This is a genomic window from Fulvivirga sp. AWR4_260 (assembly GCF_056158185.1).
In genome coordinates this window covers 3,868,500-3,880,398 of record NZ_JBSWSU010000015.1, presented here as the reverse complement: position 1 = coordinate 3,880,398, position 11,899 = coordinate 3,868,500, and the positions used below count along the sequence as shown (strand labels likewise).

General features: G+C 35.3%; 13 protein-coding genes and 2 tRNA genes. 4 read left to right on the top strand and 11 right to left on the bottom strand.

The genetic code is table 11. The annotated features are described in order from the left end of the window. Positions 1 to 108: 108 nt before the first annotated feature. Positions 109 to 573 (top strand): helix-turn-helix domain-containing protein, encoded by a 465-nt coding sequence (locus ACXACQ_RS22225; protein ID WP_474978205.1) that lies wholly within the window; start codon positions 109 to 111, stop codon positions 571 to 573. A 48-nt stretch (positions 574 to 621) separates the two neighbouring features. Here ACXACQ_RS22225 and ACXACQ_RS22220 read toward each other — a convergent pair whose 3' ends face one another. The 9 genes from ACXACQ_RS22220 to ACXACQ_RS22180 form a co-directional block, all read right to left on the bottom strand. Beyond that, positions 622 to 2,106 carry a tetratricopeptide repeat protein gene (locus ACXACQ_RS22220; RefSeq protein WP_474978204.1) on the bottom strand — a complete coding sequence of 495 codons (1,485 nt, stop codon included), beginning with the start codon at positions 2,104 to 2,106 and terminating at the stop codon, positions 622 to 624. 111 nt (positions 2,107 to 2,217) lie between these two features. Beyond that, on the bottom strand, positions 2,218 to 2,370 hold the full coding sequence (locus ACXACQ_RS22215; RefSeq protein WP_474978203.1) for a hypothetical protein: 153 nt from the start codon (positions 2,368 to 2,370) through the stop codon (positions 2,218 to 2,220). 166 nt (positions 2,371 to 2,536) lie between these two features. Then, on the bottom strand, positions 2,537 to 3,046 hold the full coding sequence (locus tag ACXACQ_RS22210; RefSeq protein ID WP_474978202.1) for a hypothetical protein: 510 nt from the start codon (positions 3,044 to 3,046) through the stop codon (positions 2,537 to 2,539). Positions 3,047 to 3,384: 338 nt separating this feature from the next. Continuing rightward, positions 3,385 to 3,798 (bottom strand): RidA family protein, encoded by a 414-nt coding sequence (locus ACXACQ_RS22205; protein ID WP_474978201.1) that lies wholly within the window; start codon positions 3,796 to 3,798, stop codon positions 3,385 to 3,387. Positions 3,799 to 3,870: 72 nt separating this feature from the next. Further along, a complete protein-coding gene (locus ACXACQ_RS22200; RefSeq protein ID WP_474978200.1) occupies positions 3,871 to 4,446 on the bottom strand; it encodes a Crp/Fnr family transcriptional regulator in 576 nt (191 codons plus the stop codon). Positions 4,447 to 4,778: 332 nt separating this feature from the next. Further along, positions 4,779 to 4,940, bottom strand: coding sequence for a hypothetical protein (locus tag ACXACQ_RS22195; protein WP_474978199.1), 162 nt, complete (start codon positions 4,938 to 4,940; stop codon positions 4,779 to 4,781). 668 nt (positions 4,941 to 5,608) lie between these two features. Then, positions 5,609 to 6,142, bottom strand: coding sequence for a hypothetical protein (locus ACXACQ_RS22190; protein ID WP_474978198.1), 534 nt, complete (start codon positions 6,140 to 6,142; stop codon positions 5,609 to 5,611). Between the two features lie 364 nt (positions 6,143 to 6,506). Beyond that, a tRNA-Pro gene (locus ACXACQ_RS22185) sits at positions 6,507 to 6,581 on the bottom strand. Between the two features lie 27 nt (positions 6,582 to 6,608). Further along, positions 6,609 to 6,695 (bottom strand) — tRNA-Ser (locus ACXACQ_RS22180). Between the two features lie 421 nt (positions 6,696 to 7,116). Between ACXACQ_RS22180 and ACXACQ_RS22175 the strand changes: the two genes are divergently transcribed. Both ACXACQ_RS22175 and ACXACQ_RS22170 read left to right on the top strand, forming a co-directional pair. After that, positions 7,117 to 7,911 (top strand): vWA domain-containing protein, encoded by a 795-nt coding sequence (locus tag ACXACQ_RS22175; RefSeq protein ID WP_474978197.1) that lies wholly within the window; start codon positions 7,117 to 7,119, stop codon positions 7,909 to 7,911. A 50-nt stretch (positions 7,912 to 7,961) separates the two neighbouring features. After that, entirely contained in the window at positions 7,962 to 8,897 is a 936-nt protein-coding gene (locus ACXACQ_RS22170) for a tetratricopeptide repeat protein (protein WP_474978196.1), read from the top strand. 216 nt (positions 8,898 to 9,113) lie between these two features. Here ACXACQ_RS22170 and ACXACQ_RS22165 read toward each other — a convergent pair whose 3' ends face one another. Both ACXACQ_RS22165 and ACXACQ_RS22160 read right to left on the bottom strand, forming a co-directional pair. Further along, a complete protein-coding gene (locus ACXACQ_RS22165) occupies positions 9,114 to 10,019 on the bottom strand; it encodes a helix-turn-helix domain-containing protein (RefSeq protein WP_474978195.1) in 906 nt (301 codons plus the stop codon). A 23-nt stretch (positions 10,020 to 10,042) separates the two neighbouring features. Beyond that, the gene (locus ACXACQ_RS22160; RefSeq protein WP_474978194.1) at positions 10,043 to 10,855 is read right to left on the bottom strand and encodes an SDR family oxidoreductase; all 813 of its coding nucleotides are present in this window, start codon (positions 10,853 to 10,855) and stop codon (positions 10,043 to 10,045) included. Between the two features lie 254 nt (positions 10,856 to 11,109). On the opposite strand from ACXACQ_RS22160, the gene ACXACQ_RS22155 reads away from it, so the two are divergent. Further along, a complete protein-coding gene (locus ACXACQ_RS22155) occupies positions 11,110 to 11,862 on the top strand; it encodes an SDR family NAD(P)-dependent oxidoreductase (protein WP_474978193.1) in 753 nt (250 codons plus the stop codon). Positions 11,863 to 11,899: the final 37 nt, after the last annotated feature.

The window sequence follows — 11,899 nt, the reverse complement described above, 5'->3', positions numbered from 1 at the left end:
AGAGAACCAATGATTTTTGATGGCAGGAGAGTAAAAATTTATTAATTGTAATTAATTTTACTTTGAGTAGTTTTGATATTTCTTATTGTAAATTTTATTAATTTTATTTTGGATAATCCGAATACTTTAGCCGAAAATATTTCCAAATTGAGAAAGCGTAAGGGGATTAAGCAAAGCGAGATGGCCGATGCGCTGAGTATTTCTAAATCTACGTTATCATTTTTTGAAACAGGCAAAAGGTCTCCGCGAGCTTTTATGCTAAAAAAGATAGCCGCATTTCTCAATGTATCTATAAATGAGTTAGTGGAGGATAAGGTGTCTTCTCTTAAAAATCATGCAGGGGAGGAGGGAGCAAAACAAAGCCTTATATTTACTACAGATGAAATTATGACTTATAGAACCCTATTGTCAGAGGTGCAAGATAGGTATAAAGAAACCGATGATGAAGATCTAAATCAGGTTTTAGAATATAGTGAACATATGGCTATGCTGCTTGAGGCGAAGATTAAAGAAGTTTACGATATGAATATTAAGCTTAATTATGTCACTGGTTTTTTGAAGCCTTCTGAATAACAAAAAAGCCTGATAGAATCAGGCTTTTTTGTTATAAGTTTTATTGATTTAGCTCTTGTTTTGTTGATAAGATTCGAGCTCATCAATTTGAGTTTTCATGGTTAATAAATCATCTGTCGGGGTTATGAGTTTTAAGAGCTCTTCTGTGGGTTTGTTAAGATTTTCCATGCCGACTTTCATTCTGTGTTGAAAATCTTCTCTAATAGTTTTATTCTTAATGTAAGCTCTGTAGGCCATAGTAAATGCTGCTAATAAAATAAGTACTAGCGTCCCTACAGATTTTGCGATTAACCACCTCTCATTAGATAGGCTAGCCTGCTTTACTTCTATTTCGTGGTTTTTAACTTCCTTGGTTAGGGCTATTAATAATGGCTCTTTGTCTAATTTATTAAACTCTTCCATTAATTTTTCTTGATGCTCTTTCAGGTCATAAACATGGAAGATTTTGTCGTAGCTTAAATTACGGTTTGATGCAATTAGTGCTTTGTGATTATCTATGGCTAAGTCTAGTGTTTTTGAAAAGGCTGTGCTAATAGTATTGTCATTGTATTTATTTATGATATAGGTAATATGCTTAGCCGCTTCATTATAATTGCCTAGGGCCTGATGCACTTCTATGGCTATGTTGGCTCTTTCTATGGCTACAACTTTGTTGTTGGTAGATGCATTTGGTAATTCTTCCGCTAATTCAACCCAATTCAATGCTTCATCATATTGTTGATTATATAAATAGGCTTCGGCTATATTATAATAAATGTTGCTTTTGAATACATTGTTGTCTTCTGCAAACTTGATGGCCTCGCTATAAGTGTTAATGGCCTCATCATACTTTTCTTGTAGAAAAATAACTCGTCCTAGTTCATTGGTTATGTAGGCAAGTCTGTTGTAATCTGAGGGGTTAAAGCTTTTCTGGATCGAAATGGCTTTCGAAAAGTGCGATTCGGCCTCACTGAACGCATGTAACTGTTCGCTTGAGAGGCATGTTGCTATATTTAACTGACTTTTTATTAGATATTCAAAGTCATTGTTTTTTTCGTATACAGAAGATGCCTTTTTAAAATAGGCAAGCGCATCTTTATAGTCATCGGCTCTTAAAAAGACAAAACCAATATTTAAAAGCTCGTCTGCACCTCTAGCTTCATCACCTAAATCATTGAAAAGGTCAAAGGCATTTAAATAATTGTTAACAGCTTTTTCGTATTCTCCGTTAGCATTATGAAAATATCCTAATCCATGCAATGATAATGCTAAGTGTAGCTTGTTGGAGGTTTTTTCAGACAACTTCAATTCATCTTCCAAAAATGCATATGCAGCCTCGGGGTTAGAATATTTATTGATTTTATAGAGTTGGTGATATACCTCTAATTTTGATTTATCACTTATGTCGCTTTTTAATGTGGACATTAACTCAGGAGTTGACTGAGATAACTCTACAGCTTCCTCTTCATATTGGTTACATGAAAAGAGAGCCAATGAGATAAAAAGAAGCGCTCCTACTCTGTTAAGATAGGAAAGTAGGTTTGATTTAGGCATAGTACTTAGTTAGGTTAATTAGGAATTTGCTAAATTCTCTAATTATCTTTAAATAGACCAAACTAATAACTGCAAAAACCTTACATGGCAATATAAAATTTCATGAGATTATTATCTGTCGCCAGCGTCTTCTCCATTGCCCCCAACTGTCAAATCTTCATTATCTCTCTTCGGTTGTATTTCATCCGAATTGTCCATACATGAAGTGAAACTTAATATAAATAAGCTAAGAACAAAGAATAGTGTTGTTTTTCTGATATTCATAATGATAATGTTTTATGTACAATAATAATCATTAATAAACGGATTATCTAGCTTATTAGTGCTTCAACCTTACACCGATTATGATTAGATTAAGGCCAGGCTTTACATGTATTAAATCTGGGAAATGTTGTGGTTTTTAGCTTTAATGCATGGGGCAGTTAAAACATTAGTACTGTGGGTAAATCACTTCTGATCGTGATTTTGTAATAGCATTATAACGTTGCACTCCTCTATAAGCCTCGTCAAAATTCATTAGTATAGAAGTGATGTTGAAATACCAGTTGCAAAGATATATTTTGATCGCAGTGTAATCCGAACTATTTAAAAGAATATGATCTCCACAATTTTTTACGTTTTTGTAGTGCTTATTAAGGTGTTGTAATATGGTTAACCAACACGCGTTAAGCTCATTTTCAAATTTAATGGTCCCTGAGTTTTTTGAGTTGTATAATTTTTTTAACAGCAATATATCTTTGTGAGTCAGTCTGTTGTGTAAATGCTTATGGCTCAATAAAATGTGAATTTCTTTAAAGGCATAGGCGAATGCATCTTCATAAAAAACTTCAACTTCCAAGATGTTAGTTTGTACTTGGAATCTGCTGTACATTTTAATTTCATTATTGAAAAGTAGCCTGAGCCCTTCTTTGTTTTCTGAGTAATTGCTTACTATTTTCATTCATTACTTTATTTCCAAACTCAAAATTTTATTTCAAGTTGATGATTGTAAAAGCGTTATTTCTGAGGTTAGGTTGACTTTCGTTTTGTAGAAGGCTAGTTGTAAATGTTCCTCTAAGTTTTAAGTTTATTGTCAAATTTGATGTTGTAGTAAAAGTAATGGGCTCTTTGTTGTCTCTGGTTTTATATTAATTTAACTAAAAAGATTATATAAACGAAGTAATTATGGTATTGATATTAGCTTTAATTATAGTGCTTTGAATATCAGTATATAAGGATTCGGTTTTGTTTTGTATAGAAACTTTATTTTTTGTGCTTAAATTTCTGTGCAGATAACTCTTATTTTGAAGCTATAATTTCAATTTCTATAAGGCAATTTGGTGCAGTGGCTAAGAGTGGTAGAGGTACTATGGTGCTAGCAGGCAGGTTTTGGCTCTTCCAAACCTTAGAGGCGATGTCAATTAGTATTTGTTTTTTTTCTGGTGTGAAATCCACAATGAAAATGGTTTGTTTTACTACGTTATCAATAGAAAGTGCTACGGACTCTAGTGCTGTTTTAATATTTAAGACCGTCTGGGTAACCTGCTCTTCGAAATCTTCTGAGACTAATTTTCCATTTGTGTCAGAAGCCCATTGCCCAGAAAAGTAAAAGAGCTCCTTTGCTGAGCAAACTTTGGCTATGTGAGAAAAGCCATTTCTAGTGGGGTTAAATAATTCTTTTGGGTTAATAAATTCATTCTTTTGATGATTCATGGTTTTATCGTTTTAATGAATCATAAAGGAATGGATATGTATTTCGTTAGACATTTACATATGTAAATGAATTTATGATTTTCTGTTTTTACGCCTAATTCGGCTTAGTTGGGTTGGGGTTATTCCCAAGTATGATGCTATATGATATTGAGGGATAAGTTGTTCTAATCCGGGGTATTCTTTTAGAAAAATATCATATCTTTTATCTGCATTTAATACAACTAATTCAACTTCTCTCTTTTCCTTTTCAATAAAATATTTTTCAGCCACAATTCTCGCAAATCGCTCTAAATCTTGGTGTTGGTTGAATAGATTTGTTATTTTTTGATAATCAGCTACTAATAATTTACAATCTGTTAGTGCTTGTTGATTGATAAGGTTGGGTGATTGAGAAACCAAGGAAGAGAAGCCTCCAACCATGCTATGCTCTATGAAAAAGTGTTTATTGTATTCAATGCCATCACTGTTACGATAAAACGCCCGCATGATTCCTTCTTTAAGAAAGCCTATCTTTTTTGATGTTTTACCTTCTTCTGTGAAGTATGCTCCTTTTTCTATAGACAATTCGCTAAAAATCTTTTGAATTATATCCCAAGTAGTATTGTGGAGGGGGGAGATGGAGTTGAAATATTCATGTAAATCTTTCAAAGTTGTTTTCTGTCTTGCATGCAGCAGTTACGCTTGGGATGACTATTGTAAATTTCTGTGAGGAAAAGTAGTGAAATTAGATGAACGTCACAATCATTATTTTGGGAATGCATGTGATAGGAGGCGCCAGCTTGAGGCTGTCACCTGTAAACATAACAAGAAACTTTGCACAAGTACCTGTGGAGAATCACGGTATGCTGCAAGTTTAAAGTTCGTAAAAAAAGGAAAGCGGCAGAAGTATGAAGGAGGTAGAATGGCTTGCTTCATGGAAGGTTTGCTCGGAAGTTTCAAATTGATAGTTTGACTATTGGTTATATCACCTTTTATCGGTTTTAATCTAGCTCGAGATTCTGTTTGACAATTTGTTGTTTGTTTTTACGATCTTTCTTTCTTTGTTCAGACTTTTCTTGTTTGTTGTATTTGTTGCTGTCTGAATCAAACCTCATGTGCCATTCGGCCATCCATGAGCCTTCTTTGATCATTATTCCATTCATTGGGCAGGATTCATACCCGCAATTGTGCTTGGAGTATTGTCCAAAGTTCCGATGATTCAATTTCTTATCCTTGATTAACTCTCCTGATTTTTTCTGATATTCTCCCACGCTTGGCGTTCATCCGCAATAGTCAATTCTTGTCCGAGAGTAGAGACCTCCAGGTATGTTTTGGATCCTTTAATTGATGGAATTCAAAAGTTTTGAGGAAGTTCTGATGCGCAATTTCTCTTATCTCAATTTTATGTTCAATCGAAAGCTTATCGTTCTCAAGAAGGGATCGATAAAGTCCAAGGGTGTTGAAGTCAGTATATTTCTTGTACTCCGAAATATATCGTAGATATTCGTTCCGTGTTAAAGAGTTAAAAGGTTTGTTAATTTTCATGATTTTCGGTGCGTAGATTGCTGATAACGTTGAGTGCATGAAGTATAGCATCCGCTATAGCGCTATGATTTCATTTGTAGTCTGTCTGCATATGGGCATTTAATGATGAATATATCAAAAATATTCCAGAGAGTGCAATTCCCTTGTGCGTGGGAATTCTGAGGATCCCTTAGTAAGGCGCGAGGTGGTTTGTCGTGAGGCATGCACTGAAGTAAGCAAACGGAGATTCAAAGAATCGTGTAGTACCAGACCCGTACGCTACGTGGTGGGTGAGGCTCACTCTGGCTCAATTTGAGTCAGAGCCGTCTACACTATTGTCTCTAGTTTTTTTATTTATTAATTCAATTTCCATTTTCTTTTTCAAGTCAGTTTTCAAGTCCATTCTTACAGGCTTAAATTCGATTCTTTCCTCAAAATTTTCATTAAAACTGTTTATATAATCTTCTGATTGTTCAGCGAGAAATTCCGAAAAGTGATTAATTCCAACTGAAAATTCCAAGTCAATGATTGAGTCCGTATTTGGTTTGGTTTGAAAATAAGTAAATTGTCTTGGACTACTTAATCCTCTATAATATCCGAGTGTATCTCTTTCTTTGTTAAAAATATGACAGTAAAGTTCGTAAGGTCTTTTCTGTAAATAATTCCAATCAGATTTAAATTCAGAGCACAATGTGTCGTTCCAAGAAATAAAATATCCACCAGGTTCAAATTCCAGATACATCTCTATCTCAATTTTTATTCGGTCAATATTTAATTTTTCCTGTTTGTCAGAACAACCAAATAGAATTCCAAAAATCAGTATGTAAATTATTCTTGTCATAGGGTCTGATTAAGCACAACCAATTATATAAGAGACACAAACATTCCCTTATTTCTATTGTGTAATCAAGCTAAAGGATTTTTAATTAATTTCATAGAGGTGTTGGCTACATGAGTATAGATCTCTGTCGTTTTACTAGAATGATGTACTGAAAGCACTTGAATTTGACGAAGAAATGTGTGGTAAAACTATGTCGCAGTATGTGAGTAAGAGTGGGCTTTGTATACCTCTTTTTCAAGGTGTTTCAATGGCTTGTCTTTTATAGTGAGTAAATAAGGAGGGATAAAACAATGAATACTACACCGACAAACTACACCGGAAATAAAAAAACCGCTCAATCTGAAAGATTAAGCGGTTTTTTATGTCGGGGCAGCAGGATTCGAACCTGCGACCCCCTGGTCCCAAACCAGGTGCGCTAACCGGGCTGCGCTATGCCCCGAACTTATGCCCTTACTACTTATAGTAGCGGAGAGAGGGGGATTCGAACCCCCGGTACCTTTACAGGTACGGCAGTTTAGCAAACTGCTGGTTTCAGCCACTCACCCACCTCTCCGGGCCTTTTACGAGTAGTTGACTTTTTGTGTCAACCGTTTCTGTAAAAGCGAGTGCAAATATAATGGAACAATTATCTCTTCTCCAAACGGTTCTTAAAAGTTTTTTTATTTTTTTTATAAAAACAACATTTAATGCCTCTGAGGCGTTCTAAATGCAGATTTTTATTTTTAAAAATTTTTAAAAAATTTGAGTGCAAAGGGTGCTTCTTTATATTTGCCACTTGCTAACATTAACAAAAAGAATTTATGACTTGGCTCTATTCGTTTAGCACACTGGAAATAGCTTTTATTTTTCTGTTTATAATATTCTACTTTCTTTATTTATTTAGAGTGATAAGAATTGCTCGCAGACTCAATACCCCATATCAACAGGTTTTTATTAAAATAATTTTAAGATCAATTTATTTTGCTCTTTTTATAATGGCCTTATTAGGACCATCTTTTGGCGAATCTAAAAAAGAGGTCAAGTCAGTAGGTAAAGATATTTTCGTTTTGGTGGATCTTTCTCAATCTATGAATGCAATGGATGTGCAACCTTCAAGGTTGGAGAAGATAAAATTTGAATTGAAAAATATTGTAGAAGCATTCAGCTCAGACAGAATAGGGGTGATCATTTTCTCTTCAGAAGCTTTTATGCAGGCACCTCTTACTTACGACCAGAATGCCCTCAATCTATTTATAGAGACGTTAAACACTTCATTAGTGCCAAATGCAGGAACTGATTTTGCTCCACCACTACGCTTGGCGTTAGATAAGCTTAATAGTGATGACTCACCAATTACTCAACAAAAATCAAAGGTAATAGTGCTGATTAGTGATGGGGAAGACTTTGGAGAGGAGACGCAATCTATAGCTGACGATATTTCAGAGCAGGGAATTAAACTCTTTACTTTAGGAGTGGGCACTAACAAGGGGAGTAAAATACCCACAGGAAGAGGTTTTAAGAAAGACAATAGTGGCAATGATGTGGTCACCAGGCTGGATAGTAAAACACTTCGTAGGTTAGCTAAAGAAACGGATGGGAAGTATTTTGAAATCAATGCCTCTAAAAATGATGTTTCTAGATTAATTAACACTATCAATGGCATTGAAGGTGAACTCAGGGATTCGCGTCAAATGGATGTTACGGCCAATAGATATTATTATTTCCTTGGGCTTGCAATAATTTTACTGCTTATTGACGTTTTAATTAGTGTTAGAACTATTAAAATTTAATTAAATATCAATTTTATAGATAATTTTAAAGTTGAACTAGAATACAAGCCATGAAGTATCTATTTGTATTTATATTACTTAGCATTAGTTCCTCATTTGGTGATCTGGACAGGATTGCTAAGATCAACTCCTTGAAAAAGGAGGCGAAAGAGGCTTATACTAAGGGTAACTTTGACTCAGCAATAAAAAAGTATAATTATTTGCTCGATAGTATGAATGTAGAAGATGACTATGTGCAGCTTAATCTTGCCAATGCATATTTTCATAAAAAAGATACTGCGCAGGCACTAAATAATTACACCTCGTTAACCAGCAGTAGTTTTAATGAGGTTAGGTCGGTGGCTCAGCAGCAGTTGGGTATTATGGCCAATAGAACTAAAAAATATGAAGAGGCATTACATCATTTTAAAGAAGCACTAAAGGCAAACCCAAAAAATACGGATGCCCGATATAATTATGAAATGGTCAAAAAAGCTCTAGATCGTCAAAAGAACAATCAAGATCAAGACCAGAATAACCAAGATCAGCAGGATAAGGATCAACAGAATAAGGACGATAAGAAGCAGGATCAGCAAAATAAGGATCAGCAAAATAAGGACGGTAAGAAAGACGGAGATAAAGACAAGAAGGAGGAGGAACAAAAAGGGGAGCAAGATAAGCAAAACAAGGACGGAGAAGAAGGCAAGCAAGATCCGGATAAAGAACAAGATAAAAAGTCTGAAGATCAGCAGAAAAAAGGAGAGAAGGGAGATGAAAAGAAAGAAGAAGAACAACCTAAGGCCGGAGATAAGACTGATAAAAATGAAAAATCTGAAAAGAATGATGCACAGCAGCAAAATGTGAGTGATAAGCTCGAGAAAATGAATATTTCTGAAGAAAAGGCGCAGATGATTCTTGAAGCCTTGAAGAATAAGGAAATACAATACTATCAGCAGAATAAGCATAAAGCCACCAAGCAAAGCTCTAGTAGCAAGCCTGATTGGTAAAAATTGATTGTCGGTTTCATTAGGGCGCGGCAGTGGCCAGTAAAACCCTAATCGAATAGGTATATGAGACTTTAATTTTAAAAGGGAGAAATAGAATAGCATAAAATGCACTCTATTTCTCCCTTTTGGTTTTTATGCTTTAAAGTGTTTTTTGAAATTAAAAGAGCGAGATAAGATAACAGGCTTGAATATTGATTTTATACAGCATTTTATGCGTTAACGATAGTTTTGCCTGTATTCTTTTGGAGATAAGTTGGTCTTAGACTTAAAAAGTTTTGTGAAATGAGAGGGGTGCTCAAAACCAAGGTCAAAGGCTATTGAACTAATGGGCTTTTCTGTTGCAAGGAGTACACCTTTAGCTTTGTCTACTATTTGTAAATGGATGTGCTCCATTGTTGTTTTTCCTGTCGATTTTTTTAATAAATCAGATAAATAGTCAGGGGACAGGTGCAGTGCTTCAGCAAAATGTTTTACACTTGGCAGTCCTGTTTCTATTAACTGGTTTTGGTTAAAGTAATCTTGCAAATACCGTTCAAACTTCTGCACTACATCACTATTAATTTTTGCTCTGGTGTGAAACTGCCTATCATAAAAGCGCTTGCAATAGTTCAGCAATAAATGGAGATTATCGATAATTAGTGTTTGTGTATGTTGATCTATATTTTGCTCGTATTCCTTTATGATTTTGTCTCTGCAGTCTTGCAAAATCATTTTTTCCTCTACAGATACATGTAAAGCCTCGTTTACATCGTAATTGAAATAGGAATAGTCGTGTATTTTTTCTCCCAAGTAAGAGCCATAAAGTAGATCTGGATGGACGAATACGCCCCAGCCTTCGGCTACTTTAATTTCTGTTTCATTTTTAAAAACCTGATTGGGCGACATGAATAACAGTGAGCCTTCTTCAAAATCGTAATGGCCGGCACCATATTTCATATCACCCTTGGCTTGTTTACATAAAATTATATACAAATGTGTGCGATAGTGCCTTGCACTTCTATTTTCTGAAGGCTGATTTTTAGCAAAGTCTATGATAGTAACCAATGGATGCTTAGGCTTACCATAGTCATAAACTCTGTGCAGGTCAGAGATTGATTTTATGTCAACAATGTTGTTTTCCAATTTAAATGTTCGGTTTTAGCGTGTTAGTTCATGAAATTCTGTATGTAATTTATAAATTCTGATTCTGAATGTCGGGCTTTATAGTTTGTAAAATGCGTGCAATCTTCACCAAGCACATACCTTAATTTATAACTGTCATCTGTGACAGATCCGTAAATGGCAGACGCTACTTCTTGTGGTGTTATTGTTCTGAAACCAGATGTGTTCTTTTGATAGTTTCGAAAGAATCTTTCCATGGTGATATTGTAATCTTCAATAGTTTGAGGTGTGCTGCTTTTTGCATGGCCAAAATTAGTGACAGAAGATCCTGGTTCAATTAATTTTACTTTAATGCCCAACTTAAATAACTCAAAAGACAATGCTTCCGAAAATCCTTCGATAGCATATTTAGAGCTTTCATATATACTTGCAAATGGGAAGCCCACGCGACCTGCCACAGAAGAAATGTTGACTATAACACCATCTTTTTGCTTTCGCATGTAAGGCAATACAGCCTGAGTGGTTTTCATCATGCCAAAAACATTTACCTCATACTGATTAAGTAATTGTTCTTCGGTGGCAGATTCAAAAATACCCATTACGGCATACCCTGCATTGTTAACCAAAGCATCTATAGTTCCAAATTTTTCAATTCCTGCAGCAATGGCCGTTTGTATGGAAGAGTAGTCCTGCACATCTAGCCTCACTACTAATACGTTATCTAGCCTATTGAGCTCTTCTTCCTTTTCAGGGTTTCGCATGGTGGCTATTACATTCCATCCTTTTTCATGAAATATCTTAGAGCTTTCTTTTCCAAAACCGGATGAAGCTCCGGTAATCAATACTGTTTTTTGCATGATTTTAAATTTAAATACGCAGCAAAAATCCTCATACCATAAGGCTTACCTTTGATCATTTCCGGTTATTACTTATACATTTTCGGGTTTTTCATATACTACTGATGATGAATGATTTATGAAAAAGAGAATTGCCGTTAGTAAAAGTGATTACGGTGTTTAAACATAGATATTGCCAGCCCTATAAACAATGCACTTTTTCTCAACTCTCTTCACTATCAATTCGTTATAGCAGTAACCATTCATATATTAAAATGACAACATTAAAAGATAAAGTAGCCATAGTTACAGGAGCAGGTTCGGGTATTGGAAAAGCCATAGCTAAAGCTTATGCCACTGAGGGAGCAAAAGTTATTGTTTCTGACATAAATGAAGACCATGGTAATGGCACGGTTGCAGAAATCACCAAAGCAGGAGGCGAAGCATTTTTTATAAAGGCTGATACGTCTAGCCCTGAGGATAACAAAAATCTGGTAGCTAAAACTGTTGAAAAATACGGGCAGTTGGATATTGCATGTAATAATGCAGGTATTGGTGGCCCGGCTCAGCCTACAGGAGAATATGATATAGCAGGGTTTGATAAAGTAATAGCTGTTAACCTTAGTGGTGTTTTTTATGGATGTAGGTATCAGCTAGAGCAAATGGAGAAAAATGGAGGTGGTAGCATTGTTAATATTGCCTCAGTACATGGTACAGTGGCAGCGCCTAATAGTGTGGCTTATACCACTGCCAAGCATGGAGTAGTAGGTCTTACCAAAAATATAGCCGCTGAATATGCGCAGAAAAACATTCGTTGTAATGCCGTAGGCCCTGGGTATATTCTAACACCACTTTTAGAGCAAAATCTTGACGATGCCGCAAAGCAAGCTATTGCAGCAAAAGCACCGGCTAATAGGTTGGGTACTCCAGAAGAGATTGCTGAACTTGTATTGTTTCTTAGTTCTGACAAAGCAGGTTTCTGTAATGGTTCTTATTTCATTGCGGATGGTGGATATACTGCTATCTAAGTTACTTGTATACAAAAAATAGATGAGCCTCATCTGG